14 protein-coding genes are annotated in these 15,375 nt (G+C 73.7%); 11 read left to right on the forward strand and 3 right to left on the reverse strand.

What is annotated here, in order from left to right:
- The first annotated feature begins 14 nt into the window (after positions 1–14).
- Both ACH4TL_RS08065 and ACH4TL_RS08070 read left to right on the forward strand, forming a co-directional pair.
- On the forward strand, positions 15–2,843 hold the full coding sequence (locus tag ACH4TL_RS08065) for a BREX system ATP-binding domain-containing protein (RefSeq protein WP_398310169.1): 2,829 nt from the start codon (positions 15–17) through the stop codon (positions 2,841–2,843).
- 68 nt (positions 2,844–2,911) lie between these two features.
- Complete coding sequence (locus tag ACH4TL_RS08070) at positions 2,912–3,862, forward strand: DUF2510 domain-containing protein (RefSeq protein WP_398310166.1); 951 nt, start codon at positions 2,912–2,914, stop codon at positions 3,860–3,862.
- 38 nt (positions 3,863–3,900) lie between these two features.
- On the opposite strand, the gene ACH4TL_RS08075 is transcribed toward ACH4TL_RS08070, so the two are convergent.
- A complete protein-coding gene (locus ACH4TL_RS08075) occupies positions 3,901–5,097 on the reverse strand; it encodes an amino acid deaminase/aldolase (RefSeq protein WP_398310163.1) in 1,197 nt (398 codons plus the stop codon).
- Between the two features lie 270 nt (positions 5,098–5,367).
- Here ACH4TL_RS08075 and ACH4TL_RS08080 point away from each other — a divergent pair, with 270 nt between their 5' ends.
- Both ACH4TL_RS08080 and mycP read left to right on the forward strand, forming a co-directional pair.
- Positions 5,368–6,450 carry a hypothetical protein gene (locus ACH4TL_RS08080; RefSeq protein WP_398310160.1) on the forward strand — a complete coding sequence of 361 codons (1,083 nt, stop codon included), beginning with the start codon at positions 5,368–5,370 and terminating at the stop codon, positions 6,448–6,450.
- Positions 6,447–7,664, forward strand: coding sequence for a type VII secretion-associated serine protease mycosin (gene mycP / locus ACH4TL_RS08085; protein WP_398310157.1), 1,218 nt, complete (start codon positions 6,447–6,449; stop codon positions 7,662–7,664). The genes ACH4TL_RS08080 and mycP overlap by 4 nt, the downstream gene beginning before the upstream one ends.
- Before the next feature lie 20 nt (positions 7,665–7,684).
- On the opposite strand, the gene ACH4TL_RS08090 is transcribed toward mycP, so the two are convergent.
- Entirely contained in the window at positions 7,685–8,680 is a 996-nt protein-coding gene (locus tag ACH4TL_RS08090; protein WP_398310154.1) for a serine hydrolase, read from the reverse strand.
- Positions 8,681–8,776: 96 nt separating this feature from the next.
- Here ACH4TL_RS08090 and ACH4TL_RS08095 point away from each other — a divergent pair, with 96 nt between their 5' ends.
- Both ACH4TL_RS08095 and ACH4TL_RS08100 read left to right on the forward strand, forming a co-directional pair.
- Positions 8,777–9,562 carry an SseB family protein gene (locus ACH4TL_RS08095; RefSeq protein WP_398310151.1) on the forward strand — a complete coding sequence of 262 codons (786 nt, stop codon included), beginning with the start codon at positions 8,777–8,779 and terminating at the stop codon, positions 9,560–9,562.
- Between the two features lie 121 nt (positions 9,563–9,683).
- Complete coding sequence (locus ACH4TL_RS08100) at positions 9,684–10,481, forward strand: MIP family channel protein (protein WP_398310148.1); 798 nt, start codon at positions 9,684–9,686, stop codon at positions 10,479–10,481.
- 30 nt (positions 10,482–10,511) lie between these two features.
- On the opposite strand, the gene ACH4TL_RS08105 is transcribed toward ACH4TL_RS08100, so the two are convergent.
- Positions 10,512–10,871, reverse strand: a complete 360-nt coding sequence (locus tag ACH4TL_RS08105) for a DUF1844 domain-containing protein (protein ID WP_398310145.1) — start codon at positions 10,869–10,871, stop codon at positions 10,512–10,514.
- Positions 10,872–11,291: 420 nt separating this feature from the next.
- On the opposite strand from ACH4TL_RS08105, the gene infC reads away from it, so the two are divergent.
- The 5 genes from infC to ACH4TL_RS08130 all read left to right on the forward strand — a co-directional run bounded on the left by infC (position 11,292) and on the right by ACH4TL_RS08130 (position 15,313).
- Complete coding sequence (gene infC, locus ACH4TL_RS08110) at positions 11,292–11,912, forward strand: translation initiation factor IF-3 (protein WP_398311548.1); 621 nt, start codon at positions 11,292–11,294, stop codon at positions 11,910–11,912.
- A gap of 151 nt (positions 11,913–12,063) precedes the next feature.
- Positions 12,064–12,258 (forward strand): 50S ribosomal protein L35, encoded by a 195-nt coding sequence (gene rpmI, locus ACH4TL_RS08115; RefSeq protein ID WP_385442681.1) that lies wholly within the window; start codon positions 12,064–12,066, stop codon positions 12,256–12,258.
- 105 nt (positions 12,259–12,363) lie between these two features.
- The gene (gene rplT / locus ACH4TL_RS08120; RefSeq protein ID WP_009713826.1) at positions 12,364–12,747 is read left to right on the forward strand and encodes a 50S ribosomal protein L20; all 384 of its coding nucleotides are present in this window, start codon (positions 12,364–12,366) and stop codon (positions 12,745–12,747) included.
- Between the two features lie 497 nt (positions 12,748–13,244).
- Positions 13,245–14,078 (forward strand): TrmH family RNA methyltransferase, encoded by an 834-nt coding sequence (locus tag ACH4TL_RS08125; protein ID WP_398310141.1) that lies wholly within the window; start codon positions 13,245–13,247, stop codon positions 14,076–14,078.
- Between the two features lie 41 nt (positions 14,079–14,119).
- The gene (locus ACH4TL_RS08130) at positions 14,120–15,313 is read left to right on the forward strand and encodes a sensor histidine kinase (RefSeq protein ID WP_398310138.1); all 1,194 of its coding nucleotides are present in this window, start codon (positions 14,120–14,122) and stop codon (positions 15,311–15,313) included.
- Positions 15,314–15,375: the final 62 nt, after the last annotated feature.

Consider the following 15,375-nt stretch of genomic DNA (forward strand, 5'->3'; position numbering starts at 1 on the left):
GATGAGGGATTGCTTTGCTGGGCCGAGAATGCGAAGTGTCAGCCCTTGAGAGGGCACTGGCTTCGGCGGCTTCCGGGATGGGAGTCAGCCTTCTGGTGGAAGGAGACGTAGGCACCGGCAAGTCCCATATGCTGCGCACCGCGTTAAGGATCGCGCGCGGCAAGGACTTCGAGGTGATATCCGCCCGCGCCCGGCAGCCCGAACGGGCCCTGCCGGGGGGCGTACTGCACCAAGTGCGGGACCAGGTGCTCTCGGTCCGGGGCGGACCCGGCTTCGGCCCGTCCGGTCCCACCGAGACGGCAGCCGTCACCACGCACCGGCTGGTCTCGGCGCTCGCCGACGCCACACCGCTGCTGGTGTGCGTGGACGACCTTCAGTGGACCGACGGCGACTCGCTCCACTGGCTCGGCCACCTCATGGCACGGCTCGAAGGGCTGCCCATCGTGCTGCTGTGCACGCTGGGGCGGGACTACGCGCACCCGAGGGACGGCGAGCAGCGCACTCCGGGCACGGCCACGCTGACCGATGTCGTCCCCGGCTTCCATCAGCGCCTCCTGCTCCAGGGGCTCAACGACGACTGCGTCGGCTATCTCCTCGCCCGTTACTTCGGCGAGCCGGTGAGCACGGACCTCGCCCGGGCCTGTCGCGCGGCCACCGGTGGGAACCCCCTGCTCGTCCAGTCGCTCCAGCGCGAACTGCGGCGCGCCGGCACCTGCCTGGCCGAGCTGTCCGCCGAGCGCGTCGCCGACATCGGTTCGGTGGAGGTGGCGGACACGCTCGCCTCCCGTATCGAGCCGTGGTTCCCCGGCGCGGGCCGGGTCCTGGAGGCCGTCGCCGTCATGAGCCCGGTCAGCCACTGCGCCGTCGTGGCCCGGCTCGTCGGCGTCACCTCCGAGCAGGCCGCCGACATGCTGTACACGTTCGTCCGCTGCGGGATTCTGGTGAAGACCGCGGCGGGCGTCGGCTTCGGCCAGCCCATGGTCCGGGCCTCGTTCCTGATGGCCATGCCCCCCAGCGAGCGGGCACGGCTGCACGCGGAGACCGCCAGGGTGCTGCACGAGGAGGCCGCACCCTGCGGCGACATCACCGGGCATCTGATCGTCGCCGCGCCGATCGGGGAATCCTGGGCCAGTCAGCTCCTGGTCGGCGCGGCTGACGCCGCCCTGGCCGAGGGAGACGTCAAGAAGGCCAGGACCTGCCTGGAGCGTGCCCTGGACGAATGCGGTCCAGCGGAGCAGGCCGTACTGCTGAGGCGGCTGGGCCACGTCGTCCTCATCGACGACCCCGACGCGGCCATCGCCTCGCTCCGCAGCAGCCTGCGGATCCTTCACGGGGCGGGCGAGGAACGGGTCCTGGTACTCCTCCATCTCCTCCAGGCCATCGTGCTGACGGGCGACATGGCCGAGGCGTCGCGCGTCGCGGAGGCCGCCCTGACGGAGCTGGAGCACGATGACGCCGCCGTGGAATCGCGCCGGGCCGTCGCCGCCGTGGCGGGAGTCCTGGCCCTCATGCGGGAAGGGGGAGCGGGGCCGGTGGCCCTCGAGGTGAGCACCGATACCAGCCGCGCCCCCTGGGTGAGACGCCTGGAGGCCGCCTGGCTGGCCCTGAGCGCCCAGTGGCGCGGCAGCGGGCGGGTCGAGGCCGTGCGCTGGGCGCGTCTGGGGCTCGACCAGACGTCCGCCCAGGTGCACGCCCACGTCCTGCCGCGGCTGTGGCTCGTACTCGCTCTCTTCTATGCGGGTGAACAGGCGGAGGCGGTGGAGAAGTGCCAGGTGATCGTGGCCCAGGCGACCGCCGCGGGCTCCCGCACCATGGCGGCGCTGGCCCGGTCGGTGCTGGCCGAGTGCGCCTTCCGGACGGGCCGCATCAAGGAGGCCGCGGCGGAGGCGCGGGAGGCGCTGGAGTACGGCCGTGGCCGGGTGTGGCTGGGTTCCGCGCAGGCCCGCTGCTGGCTGGGAGGCATACTCCTCGAATCGGGTGAGGTCGACCAGGCGCAGGAACTGCTCGCCGACGACGGGGCCCTGGGCAGCACCCCTGATGTGCTGAGGCCCACGCTGCTGTTCCACCGGGGGAGGCTGCAGATCGAAGTCGGGTGGACCGCGGCGGGGCTGGCCGATCTGGAGGAGTGCGGGCGGCAGCTGTCCCAGCGGGGCTGCCTGAACCCCGCCGTGTTCCCCTGGCGGTCCGAGGCCGCCCTCGCCCACGCACAGCTCGGCGATCCCGCCGCCGCCGACCGGCTGGCGCGCGAGGAGCTGGACCTCGCCCGCGAATGGGGGGCGCCGACGGCCATCGGCGTGGCCCTGCGCGCGCTCGGTCTGCTGGCCCGCGGCGACCAGCGGACCGCCTTCCTGGGAGAGGCGGTCGGCGTGCTCCGGGAGGCCGGGGCGCCGCTCGAAGAGGCGCGCGCCATGCGGGACCTCGGGCGCGAATTCCTGCGCACCGGCAAGGCCCGGCAGGCCCGGGCCGAGCTGCGGACGGCCCTGGGGCTGGCCCAGAAGTGCGGAGCGGACGGGCTCGTGGACACCTTGGGCCGGGACCTGGTGGAGGCGGGCGCGAGACCGCGCCGCGGTACCGAGATCGGGCTGGCGTCCCTGACCCCGGCCGAGCACCGGACCGCGCTGCTCGCCGCCCGGGGGCTGACCAACAGGGAGATCGCCAACCGGCTGTACGTGACGCGCCGCACGGTGGAGATGCACCTGAGCAGGGTGTACCGGAAGCTCTCGATCTCGGACCGGCGCGATCTGTCCGTGGTGACCTCCGACGAGAGCTCCGCACCACCCGCCCTCGCCTCGGCACCGGCGCGGTCGGCGGTCGTACGGCCCCTCATCCCCAGAGTGAGGTGATGACCTGTCGGGTCCGGCGGGATCCGGTGTACGGAGCCGAGCCGTGGCCATAAGGTGACGGCGTGAGCATGAACACGCCCCCGGGCTGGTATCCCGATCCCGGTTACACAGGTCACGGCCCCGCCACCCATCGGTGGTGGGACGGTTCCACCTGGACCGATTACACGCGCGACGCCACCGCCCCGGCGGACTCGCCCTTCGGCCCGCCGCCCGCGCCCGGCTATCTGCCAGGACAGGACGGCGGCCGGGGGCTCGGCCGCGGCCCCCGGGTCGCGGTGCTCGCCGTGTCGGTGGGGGTCGTGGTGGCCGCGATCATCGGCGGCATCGTGCTGCTGGGCGACAGCGGGGACGGCGACGAGGGCGACCGGGCGAACCCGCTGCCGACCGCCCCCGCCCCGCCCGGGGGCGGCGGCGACGCCCCCTCGGACGCCCCGTCCGGCCTGCCCACCGACGGCCCCAGCGCGCCGCCCACCGACGATCCGAGCATCGCGCCGGACACCGTCAGCGGCATCAGCCTGCCGGTGCTGACGGGCTGGCAGGCGGGCCGCAGCAGCTCCGGCGGCGCGGGCGTGACCACCTCGCGCTACCCGTGCCCGGGCGACCCGTCCACCGACTGCGTCCGCGGCGGCGCCTTCTCCGGGACCGCCCGAGGCTTCAAGGCGGACACCGCGAAGGGCATAGCCGAGGAGGACATAGCCAAGAACGCCGAGGAGTCCTACGGCACGGACGAGGACACCGACCGCAAGGCGTACGGCGGGATCTCCTCGCACAAGCGGCTCAAGGAGGAGGCGGTCGACGTCGCGGGGGAGAAGGGCTTCCTGGTGCGCTGGAAGGTGATGACGAAGAAGGGCGACGACGGTTACGTCCAGTCCCTCGCCTTCCCGTCGCCCACCGTCCCCGACACCATGGTCCTGGTGCGCTTCGGGTTCGACGTGAGCGACAAGGCGCCGCCGCTCGGCGACATGGACAAGATCGTGGACGGCATAGCGGCCCTGGCGGGCGACGGCCGGTCCATATAGGCCGGTCCATACAGACCGGCCGGACAGGGCGGGGGCGGCTACAGGAAGGTGTGGCCCTCGCCCCGGTACGTCGGTACGGAGTCCACCACCCGGTCGTCCTCGACCAGGTGCAGCGCCGCGAAACGCTCGCACAGCTCACCGGCCTTGGCGTGCCGGAACCACACCTTGTCGCCGATCAGCAGATCGTCGGCGGCCGTGCCCAGCAGCGGGGTCTGCACCTCGCCGGGGCCCTCCTGCGGGTCGTAGGCCAGCCCCTCCGGCAGATACGGCACCGGCAGCCGGTCCCGGCCCGCCGCGCCGGACGCCGGATAGCCGCCGCCCAGTACGGTCACCACGCCCACACCCGGACGGCGCACCACGGGCTGGGCGAAGAGCGCGGCCGGGCGGCCCCGGAAGGACGTGTAGTTGTCGAACAGCCGCGGCTGGTAGAGCCCGGACCCGGCGGCGATCTCCGTCACCGCGTCCTCGGCGGCGGTGTGCTGCACGCTGCCCGTGCCGCCGCCGTTGACGAACTCCAGGTCCGCCACCTCCCGTACCGCCCGCACAGCCGCCGCCCGGCGGACCGCCAGCTCCCGGCGCGCGGTGCTCTGCATCAGCCGGATCGCGCGGGAGCGCAGCGGACGCCCGGTCACCGCGTCGCCGACCCCCGCCACATGGCCCTCGTAGCCCATCAGCCCGACCACCCGGAAGCCGGGGCGGCGCTCGATCGCCCGCGCCAGCGTGGCCAGCTGCTCGGGGGTGCGCAGCGGGGAGCGCAGGGCGCCGACGCGGATCCGGCCGCCCAGCATCCGCAGCGAAGTGTCCAACTCCAGGCAGACCCGGACCTCTTCGGTCCCGGCGCGAACGCTCTCGATCAGGTCGAGCTGGCCGATGTCGTCGACCATCACGGTCACGGCGGCGGCGAGCTTGGGGTCGCTGGTCAGGGTGGCGTAGCCGTCCCGGTCGGTGGAGGGGTAGGCGAGCAGGACGTCGTCGAATCCCTCGCGGGCCAGCCACAGGGACTCGGAGAGGGTGAAGCTCATGATGCCCGCGAAGCCGTCCCGGGCCAGGACCCGTTCCAGCAGCGCACGGCACCGCACCGACTTGCTGGCCACCCGGATCGGCTTGCCTCCCGCCCGGCGCACCAGGTCCGTTGCGTTGTCGTCGAAGGCCCTCAGGTCGACAATCGCCACGGGTGCTTCGAGATGGGCGGTGGCCCGGTCGTAACGGGCCCGGTCAGCGGCGGAAGAGGACATGTCGTGAAGCTTGCCAGACCGCGATTACCGCTGGGTAGAGGGCGACCGGTGCGGAGGTGACCGGGGCCCCGTAGAGTGTCGCGCACGCCACGACCGGCAGGTCAGCGGCGTGATGTCCGTATTCGGGCCCGCCTGCCCGAAAGGCGGTGGGGCGGCGCGGCGAAGCGGACGGAGCGACGTGGACCAGGTCTCGATGGGCGCGAGGGGGTGCCGGTGAGCGCGGACGCGGAACAGGCGCACTCTTCTCGTCGTACGCCCCCACCTCGCCCTGTGCACCCTCCGCGCACCGCGCCCACGCCCCGGTCCGCGCCCCCACCGCGCAACGTCACCCCGCCCAGCGCCCCGCCCGGTTTCGGGCCCCCGCTCTTCGGCCCGCCCGGCTCCGCCCCGGACCCGGACACCCCCGTGCTCGGCGTCCCGGCGAAGGTCCCCTTCCCGCGCGGCACCGCCCGCGGCGTACGGAACACCGGCCGGAACGGCTTCGGTTCCGACCGCCCGCGCATACCCCCGCGCCCGGCCGCCCCGCCGCGCCCCACCGCCGCGCCCAGCGCCGGAAGCGGCCACCACCGCGCGCCCAGCCGCACCGTGGCCGCCGCCGTCTCCCTCGTCCTCGGCCTCGGACTGCTCGTCGGCGCGGCGGCGGGCAGCTGGCTGGGCGACGGCCCCGACGCGGCGCCCACGGCCGCCGACACCTACGCCAAGGCGCGCGCCGCCTGGCACAGCGTCCCCGTGGACGACCTCTTCCCCCGCACCCTGCGCGGCGAGGGCCAGGGACCCGGCGGCTCCGACCGCCTCTGGACCCGGATCGCGGTCGCCCCCGACAGCAGCTGCGGCGGCGGGTTCGATCCGCTGCTCACCAAGGCGCTCTCCCCGGTGGGCTGCCAACGCCTGCTGCGCGCCACCTACACCGACGCCACCAGCACCAGCGTGACCACCGTCGGCCTGCTGATCACCTCCGCCGACCCCGCGGGGATGAAGGCCCTGCGGGACCGCTTCACCGACGACAAGCTGGACGAACGCACCGACCTGATGCCCCGTCCGTACGCCAGGAAGGGCACCGCGGCGGCCCGCTTCGGCGACGACCAGCGCGCGTCCTGGCGCATCCGCATCCTGACCGGCGCGCCCGCCGTCCTCTACGCAGTCTCCGGCTTCGCCGACGGCCGCAAGGTCACCGAACCGCAGTCGGCGGGCGAGGCCACCCGGCGCGGCGCCACCTCCGCCCCCGCCCAGTCCGGCCTCGGCAACGACGCCCGCGGCATCACCGACGCGACCGAGGACGCCTTCCGCCACGCCCTCTCCAAGGCCCCGGAGGCGCCGACCGACCCGTCGGACAGGCCGGGAGGCGGCTCATGAAGACCGCGCGGCGCATCGCCGTGAGCCTCGCCGCCGCCGGGCTGGCCCTGGTGCCCGTCGCCCCCGCGCGGGCCGACGGCATCCAGGCCCAGGAGTGGGCGCTCGACGCCGTCCACACCCGTCAGGCGTGGCAGACCACCAAGGGCACGGGGACGACCGTCGCCGTCTTGGACACCGGCGTCGACGACCGGCACCCCGACCTCAAGGGACAGGTGCTGCCCGGCAAGGACCTCATCGGCTTCGGCGCCGGGCGCGGCGACCGCCCCTGGGCCCGGCACGGCACCGCGATGGCGGGCATCATCGCGGGCAGCGGACACGGCGAGGGCGGCAGCGAAGGCGTGCTCGGCGTCGCGCCCAAGGCCAAGATCCTGCCGGTGCGGGTGATCCTGGAGGACGGCGACCCGGACCGCGCCAAGGCGCGCAGCTCCCGGGGCGGCGCGCTCGCCAAGGGCATCCGCTGGGCCGCCGACCACGGCGCCGACGTGATCAACCTGTCCCTCGGCGACGACAGCGCCTCGGCCCACCCCGAGCCCGCCGAGGACGCCGCCGTGCAGTACGCGCTGCGCAAGGGCGCCGTCGTCGTCGCCTCCGCGGGCAACGGCGGCGGCAAGGGCGACCGCGTCTCCTACCCGGCCGCCTACCCCGGCGTGATCGCGGTGACCGCCGTCGACCGCTACGGCAACCGCGCCGGGTTCTCCACCCGCCGCTGGTACGCCACGGTCTCCGCGCCCGGCGTCGACGTGGTCATCGCCGACCCCGACAAGCGCTACTACGAGGGCTGGGGGACCAGCGCGGCCTCCGCCTTCGTCTCCGGCGCCGCCGCCCTCGTCCGCTCCGCCCACCCCGATCTGAGCCCGCGCCAGGTGCGGCAGCTGCTGGAGCAGACCGCCCGCGGCCGCCCGGCCGGAGGCCACAGCGACGAGCTGGGCGCGGGCGTGGTGGACGCGGCGGCCGCCCTCAAGGCCGCGGCGAAGACGAAGCCCGAGCCCCAGCAGCCCGCAGCGGCGGCGTCGCGCCGCTTCTTCGGCTCAGGCCCCGGCCACTCCGGTACCTCGGGTGACGGGGGCGGGGTCAACGAGACGGCACTGTTCGCCGCCTTCGCCGGGGCGGGCCTGGTGGCCGCGGCGATCGTCCTGTGGCGCGGCGCGGGCCCGCTGCGCGCTCCGCGCGCACTACGGCGCCTGATGACGCCGCGTACGCCCCCTCCGAACTGAGGGCGCACGCCTAACGGCGCCTACGCGCGCAGCGAGGTGGCCGCCCCCACGGCGGCCCGCGCGGCCTGCTCGACCAGGGCCACGCCGGTGTTCATGTTCCTGCTGCCGTCGGAGAGCACCGCCACCAGATAGGTCCGCCCGCGCGCGGTGACCTGCCCGATGCTGTTGACGTCCCACAGCCCGGTGGTGCTGCGCGGCAGCCAGCCGTTCTTCAGCGGCGTGCCCGCGCCCGCGTCGGCGGCGGCCGAGACACCCCAGTCCTGGCCGGTGGTGATCCGCCCCATCAGCGTCCGTATGTACGCCTGGGAGCCCGCGTTCAGCGGCGAACCGTCCCCGAACACCGCGCGCAGCAGCTTCAGCTGGTCGGCGGCGGTGGTCCGGGTCAGCCCCCACAGCCCCGCCCGGCCGCCGCGGGTCTGGGTGAGCCCCAGCCGGTGCTGCGCCGCGTCGAGCCCATCGGCGCCGCCGATCGCCTTCCACAGCGAGGTCGCCGCGGCGTTGTCGCTGTGCTCGATCATCACGGTGGCGGTGTCGCGCTCCTTCGCGGTCAGCCCGCGCCGCTCGTCCTGCGCGGTGAGCAGCAGCGACGCGAGGATGCCGACCTTGACGATGCTCGCCGTGTCGAACGTGCGGTTGCCGTACGTCGCGCTCGCCCCCGACCGGGTGTCCAGCAGCGCCACCGCGAACTCCCCGTCGCAGTCACGCGTCACCGGCGCCAGCGCCTGGGTGAGCGCCCGGCGCAGCGTACGGGCCGATGCGGCCGTCGGTGCCGCCGATGCGGTCGAGGGCGCCCCGACCCCGGTCACCCGCTCCACGCCGCCTCCCTGGATGTCGCCCGCCGCGCACCGCGGCCCGGCGCTCGGCCGCAGCGGGGTCGTCGCCGGTGAACTCCTGGCCGCACCGCACCCCAGCAGGGTCGTCGCGAGCGCCGCCACGACCGCGATCACGGTCGGGCGGCGCGGTCTTCGGCCGGGGCCGCGGCCCCGGTTCATCCCCCCTGACGTGTCGGTCTTCATGGAGGGCGAGGCTAGACGGCCCGGCCGCGCAATAGGGGCCAAGGTGATGAACAACCCATGAGAAAGACCTCACGGCGGCCCCGATACCCTCATGGAGTGGCGCTCAAGAACATTCCCGACCCCGGCTTCTCCGACGACGACGGCTCCGCCGACGCCCGCCTGACCGCGGCGCTCGCCGCCTGGGCCGACGACCGCACCGCCGAACCCGAGGTGCTGGCCGCGCTCACCGAGGCGCGCCTGCTCGTGCCGGTGGTCGCGCTCCTCGGTGAGGTCGAGGAAGGCCCGCCCGATGGGCTGCGCGAAGCGTCCGTTGAGGGTGGTGGTGGGCGACGGGCGGGCGGTTTGCGCCGTGAGAAGACCAGCGACATGGCCGTGCCCACCTTGGAGGCCCCCGGCGGCCGCCGCGCCCTGCCCGCGTTCACCTCCCTGGAGGCCCTGGCCCGCTGGCGCCCGGACGCCCGGCCCGTCGCCGTACCGCTGCGGCAGGCGCTGGAGGCGGCCGCGCACGAGAAGGCCGACACCGTGGTGCTGGACCTCGCGGGGCCGGTGCCGTACCAGCTCACCGGGCCCGCCCTGCTCGCCCTCGCCGAGGGCCGGACCAGCGTCGATCCGCTGGCCGACCCCGCGGTCGCCGAGGCGGTGCGTACCGTGCTGGCCGCCGAGCCGGAGGTGGTGCGCGCCCACCTGGCCCCGGCCGCGGACGCCGACGGCATGCTCGCGCTCGCCCTGGCCCCGCACGCCCCGGCGCGCGAGACGGCGCAGCGGGTGGCGGGCGCGCTGGCGGCCGATGAGACGCTGCGGGCCAGGCTGGTGCGCGGGCTGACGCTGGCGCTGCTGCCGCCGGACGCGACGGTGCCCGGGAAGCCCCTCTTCAGCCGCTGACCCTTGCCCCCTCAGGACCGCCCCTGACCTGCGACGGAACGGTCACCGGCAGGCAGAATCACCCGATACGCCCCACAATGCATAGGGCAACTGGCGGTCCGAGCGATGCGAGGAGAACGCCATGGAGACGAGAACGGTCGTATCGGAATTCACCGGAACCGCGCTGCTGGTCCTCTTCGGCGTCGGTTCCCTGGTCCTGGCGGGTGACTACATCAACGCCGTCGGCATCTCGCTCGCCTTCGGCTTCACCCTCATCGCGCTCGCCTACGCGTTCGGCCGCATCTCCGGCTGCCACATCAACCCTGCGGTCACCCTGGGGGCGCTGCTGGCCGGGCGGATCAACCTCCGCAAGGCCGCCGAGTACTGGGTCGCGCAGCTGGTCGGCGGGATCGTCGGCGCGGCCGTGCTCTATCTGCTCGCCAAGCAGGTGCCGAGGCTGCGCACGGCCGACGCGTTCGGCAGCAACGGCTACGGCGGCCGGTCCCCGGTGGGCATCGGCGCGGGCGGGGCGTTCCTCGCCGAAGTGCTGCTCACGTTCCTGCTGGTCTTCGTCTTCCTCACGGTGACCCGGAAGATCGTGATGACCGGTAACGAACCGGTGCCGGTGGGGCTCGCGCTCGCCGCCGTCAACCTGGTCGGCATCCCGCTGACCTGGACCTCGGTGAACCCGGCGCGCAGCCTCGGCCCGGCGCTGTTCGCGGGCGGCGGGGCGCTCTCCCAGCTGTGGCTGTTCCTGGTCGCGCCCATGGTCGGCGGGGTGCTCGCGGCCGTCGTCCACCGCTTCACCCATCTCCACCCGGCGGGTCAGGCCGAGGAGGAGCAGGTCACCGAGCCACGGCCCGGCCCCTGGGGGCGGATGCGCGGCGGGCACCGGCCCGAGGCGGGCGGCCCCGAGGCGAAGGGCCCGGAGGCGGCGTGAGGCGGGGGCGCCCGTCCCGGATCAGAAGGCTCAGAAGACCGGCCCGGTGAACTTCTCACCGGGCCCCTGACCCGGCTCGTCCGGGACGGCCGAGGCCTCGCGGAAGGCGAGCTGGAGCGACTTCAGGCCGTCCCGCAGCGGGGCCGCGTGGAAGGAGCTGATCTCGGTGGCGCTCGCCGTGATCAGACCGGCGAGCGCGTGGATCAGCTTGCGCGCCTCGTCCAGGTCCTTGTGCTGCGGGCCCTCCTCGGCCAGCCCCAGGTTCACCGCCGCGGCGCTCATCAGGTGCACCGCGACCGTCGTGATCACCTCGACCGCGGGCACGTCCGCGATGTCCCGGGTCATACGGTCGAAGTCGGGGGCGGGCTGCCCGCTGTTGGCGTCGCTCATGGTGGTCGAAGGCTCGCTTCCTGGTGGATGATGGGCTCCACCCTAGGACGCCGCCCGGCGGCCGCTCGTACCGGTCTGGACAACCGGGTGTGTGACATGGACGACGGGCCCCGCCGCCGTCATACTGCCCGGCCCGGTGAGCGTCCCGCGCGGGTGCTGGTATCGTTGGTAAGCGACCGGCCGGTCACTCGCGTGTCCGGCCCACAAGTGGAGGCTCCGCACTCCCACCTCCCGACCTCGGGTCGGCAGGTCATCGGTCAGGCTGCGCCCCGCGGTGATATCGCGGCGGTGCTCCCGGTCAGTGAGGAGCCCCGCCTGTGTACCGTCCGGGGCGTTTTGTGTTTCTCGGCTCGGTGGTCTCTATACAGACGTAACGCGGCAGTCCGCCAGACGGTCGCGTGGTGCAACCGAGGAGGATCCATCAGCGCCGAGCCCCGCATCAACGACCGGATTCGCGTCCCCGAGGTGCGACTCGTCGGTCCCAGTGGCGAGCAGGTCGGCATTGTGCCGCTTGCCAAGGCCCTGGAGCTTGCGCAGGAGTACGACCTCGACCTCGTCGAGGTGGCGGCGAACGCTCGCCCGCCGGTCTGCAAGCTCATGGACTACGGAAAGTTCAAGTACGAGTCGGCCATGAAGGCCCGTGAGGCGCGCAAGAACCAGGCGCACACGGTCATCAAGGAGATGAAGCTCCGGCCGAAGATCGACCCGCACGACTATGACACCAAGAAGGGTCACGTCGTCCGGTTCCTCAAGCAGGGCGACAAGGTCAAGATCACGATCATGTTCCGTGGCCGTGAGCAGTCCCGGCCCGAGCTCGGCTACCGGCTGTTGCAGCGGCTCGCTGAGGACGTCCAGGAGCTGGGCTTCGTGGAGTCCAACCCCAAGCAGGACGGCCGAAACATGATCATGGTTCTCGGTCCGCACAAGAAGAAGACCGAGGCGATGGCCGAAGCCCGTGAGGCGCAGGCCGCCCGTAAGGCCGAGCGCCAGGGCGGTGTCGCGGAGGCCGAGGAGCCCGCCGAGGAGCCTGCAGAGGCGTGACCGCGAGGCGCGAGCCTCGACCGCCCACCCCGCCCGGGACCCCGGTCCCGGACATCAACCGAACCACAAGACGCCTCCGTACGCCGGATCGCGGTACCCCCCGCGCCTCCGGCCGCCCGGAGAGCGCCCCCGACGAGGAGTGAACGGCGACATGCCGAAGAACAAGACGCACAGCGGTGCCAGCAAGCGTTTCAAGGTCACCGGCTCCGGCAAGGTCATGCGCCAGCGCGCCGGTCGCCGCCACCTTCTCGAGCACAAGCCGTCCACGCTGACGCGCCGCCTGGCCGGTAAGACCGAGATGGCTCCGGCCGACGCCAAGAAGATCAAGAAGCTTCTCGGCAAGTGACGCCCCGCCCCGCCGAACCGGCGGGGCGCACGTCAGGCCGACCGGGACCTATTCGTTTCCGGGCCGTGTGAGTCCACCCACGGCCCCGTACAAGGAGTTAAACAAGTGGCACGCGTCAAGCGGGCAGTCAACGCCCACAAGAAGCGCCGGGCGATCCTCGAGCAGGCCAGCGGCTACCGGGGCCAGCGCTCCCGCCTGTACCGCAAGGCCAAGGAGCAGGTCACCCACTCCCTGGTCTACAACTACAACGACCGCAAGAAGCGCAAGGGCGACTTCCGGCAGCTGTGGATCCAGCGCATCAACGCCGCTGCCCGCGCCAACGGCATGACGTACAACCGCTTCATCCAGGGTCTGAAGGCCGCCAACATCGAGGTGGACCGCAAGATCCTCGCCGACCTCGCGGTCAACGACGCCAACGCGTTCGCCGCGCTGGTCGAGGCGGCGCAGAAGGCGCTGCCGAGCGACGTCAACGCCCCCAAGGCGGCCTGACCCTCGGCACCCAGGGCCCGCAGGTAAACCCACCTGCGGGCCCTCCCACGCTCCCGTCTGCGGCCCGGTGGCCGTTTCGGCGTCCGCGGGTGCCCCCTGCGGCATCGTCGCCGGGTGCGGCCCGGTGGCCGGGTTGTGCCCACCCGTTCCGCCCCGCGGAACGATTGCCCACAACCAGGTCACGCTGCCCCGGTTGTGGGCAGGCGTCCCGCGAGGGGGCACCTCCCGGCGGTAGCTGGGGAGGGACGGGTGGGCACAACCGGCCACCGGGCCGCACGTGGCGACGAGACCCGCAGGGGCACAACCACGGCCACCTGGGCGCGCTCGGCGACGAAACCCGCAGGGGCACCGGCGGCCGCCGAACCGGTCACCGGGCCGCGCTCGGCGACGAGGCCCCCACGGTCCGGGGGCTTGCCCCCGGTTTCGGGAAGGGGCGGGGTGGGGGAAAACCCGCCCCCGCCACCACCACACCGCAACGAGAAGGCGCGCACCCAAACATGGCGACCCCCGAGCTGACGTCCCTGCGATCGCCGCGCGTCACCACGGCCAGACGGCTCGCCAAGCGCAGCTTCCGCGGCAAGGAGCGCCGCTTCATCGTGGAGGGCCCGCAGGCCGTCCGCGAGGCGATCGCGCACCTGATCGAGGTGTACGCGACGCCCGACGCCGCCGCCCGGCACACCGAGATCATCGAGGCCGCCCGAGAGGCCCGCATCCCCGTCCTCACCGCGTCCGACGACGTGATCGCGGAGATGTCCGACACGGTCACCCCCCAGGGCATCGTGGGCCTGTGCCGCTTCCTGGACTCGCCGTTCGAGGAGATCCTGCGGGCCCGCCCCCGCCTGGTGGCCGTGCTGGCGAACGTACGCGACCCGGGCAACGCCGGGACCGTGCTGCGGTGCGCGGACGCCGCCGGGGCGGACGCGGTGGTGTTCACGGACGCGTCCGTTGACCCGTACAACCCGAAGGCGGTGCGCGCCTCCGTGGGCTCGCTGTTCCACCTCCCGGTGGCCACCGGCGTCCCCGTCGAGCAGGCCGTCGGCGGCCTCCGCGAGGCCGGGGCGCGGGTGCTGGCCGCGGACGGGGCGGGGGAGCGGGACCTGGACGAGGAGCTGGACGACGGCGTGCTCGGCGCGCCCACCGCGTGGATCTTCGGCAACGAGGCATGGGGCCTGCCGGAGGCTACCCGCGCACTCGCGGACGAGGTGGTGCGCGTTCCGATCCACGGCAGAGCCGAGAGCCTCAACCTCGCGACGGCCGCCGCCGTGTGCCTCTACGCCTCCGCTCGTGCGCAGCGCGCTCCCACAGGGTGCCGTTCCGTGACGGGGACCTAGTAGGGTTTGCCCCCACACGAGGCCCAGGAGGGGGTGTGGGGATGGACGTCAGGACCTCCGGCGCGAGGGTGGCCGCGGCCGATGCCCACGCGCCCGGACACAAGCGGGAGCCCGGCACGGCGGGGCGCGACGAGCAGGCTCCGCACGACCCGTACGAGGCGCTGGCCGCGCTCGGCCTGCACCCGGACGATCTGCCCGACGGCCTGGTGGTGGCCGACGAGACGGGCCACGTCACCTGCTTCAACGCGGCGGCGGCCCGCATCACCGCCATCCGCCCCGCGGACGCCATCGGCCAGCGGCTGGAGCGCGCGCTTCCGTTAGAGGACCTGGACGGCCGGCGCTGGTGGGCGCTGACCGATCCGTACGGAGGGCTGGCCACCCGCGTGGGCCAGCCCGAGCGCAACCTGCTGTTGCCCGGCGGCCACGAGGTCCTGGTCTCGGCCCGTTACGTACGCGAGCGGCCGACCGGACCCGTGCGCCGCCTCGTCATTTCGCTGCGCGGCACCGAGGCCCGGCGCCGCACCGAGCGCAGCCACGCCGAGCTGATCGCGACGGTGGCGCACGAGCTGCGCTCCCCGCTGACGTCCGTGAAAGGTTTCACGGCCACCCTGCTGGCGAAGTGGGAGCGGTTCACGGACGACCAGAAGCGGCTGATGCTGGAGACGGTCGACTCCGACGCCAACCGGGTCACCCGGCTGATCGCCGAGCTGCTGGACATCTCCCGGATCGACTCCGGGCGTCTTGAGGTGCGCCGCCAGCCGGTGGACGTCGCGGCCGCCGTGCGCCGCCATGTGCAGGCGCTCACCTCGGCGGGGCAGACCGCCGAACGGTTCCTGATCAAGGTGCGGGGCCCGCTGCCCGGTCTGTGGGCCGATCCGGACAAGATCGACCAGGTGCTGGGCAACCTGCTGGAAAACGCGGTGCGGCACGGCGAGGGTACTGTCACCATCGAGGTGGCCCCCGCACCGCACCGCCCAGCGGCGGACGGCCCCGTTGTCGAAAGGACCGCCATCACCGTGAGCGACGAGGGCGCCGGTATCCCGGAGGAGTCGATGAGCCGCGTCTTCACCCGCTTCTGGCGGGGCAGCAAACGCGGCGGCACCGGCCTCGGGCTCTACATCGTCAAGGGCATCGTCGAGGCGCACGGCGGGACGATCACCGTCGGACGGGCCGCCGGGGGCGGCGCCGAGTTCCGATTTACGTTGCCCGTGGGCACCCCGGCCTATCTGGCCTGACCGTCCCCACGGGCTTCCCCCGGAACAGCAGACCCCCTGCGCCCCTTAGACTCGGGCTTTGG

The sequence above is a fragment of the Streptomyces sp. NPDC021115 genome (assembly GCF_044333065.1).
In the GTDB taxonomy this organism is placed as follows: domain Bacteria; phylum Actinomycetota; class Actinomycetes; order Streptomycetales; family Streptomycetaceae; genus Streptomyces.

Bases quoted from the DNA above. Each gene is read 5' to 3' on its own strand.
- ACH4TL_RS08070 (WP_398310166.1), top strand. From the start codon at position 2,912: ATGAACACGCCCCCGGGCTGGTATCCCGATCCCGGTTACACAGGTCAC.
- ACH4TL_RS08075 (WP_398310163.1), bottom strand. From the start codon at position 5,097: ATGTCCTCTTCCGCCGCTGACCGGGCCCGTTACGACCGGGCCACCGCC.
- mycP (WP_398310157.1), top strand. From the start codon at position 6,447: ATGAAGACCGCGCGGCGCATCGCCGTGAGCCTCGCCGCCGCCGGGCTG.
- ACH4TL_RS08090 (WP_398310154.1), bottom strand. From the start codon at position 8,680: ATGAAGACCGACACGTCAGGGGGGATGAACCGGGGCCGCGGCCCCGGC.
- ACH4TL_RS08100 (WP_398310148.1), top strand. From the start codon at position 9,684: ATGGAGACGAGAACGGTCGTATCGGAATTCACCGGAACCGCGCTGCTG.
- ACH4TL_RS08105 (WP_398310145.1), bottom strand. From the start codon at position 10,871: ATGAGCGACGCCAACAGCGGGCAGCCCGCCCCCGACTTCGACCGTATG.
- rpmI (WP_385442681.1), top strand. From the start codon at position 12,064: ATGCCGAAGAACAAGACGCACAGCGGTGCCAGCAAGCGTTTCAAGGTC.
- ACH4TL_RS08125 (WP_398310141.1), top strand. From the start codon at position 13,245: ATGGCGACCCCCGAGCTGACGTCCCTGCGATCGCCGCGCGTCACCACG.
- ACH4TL_RS08130 (WP_398310138.1), top strand. From the start codon at position 14,120: ATGGACGTCAGGACCTCCGGCGCGAGGGTGGCCGCGGCCGATGCCCAC.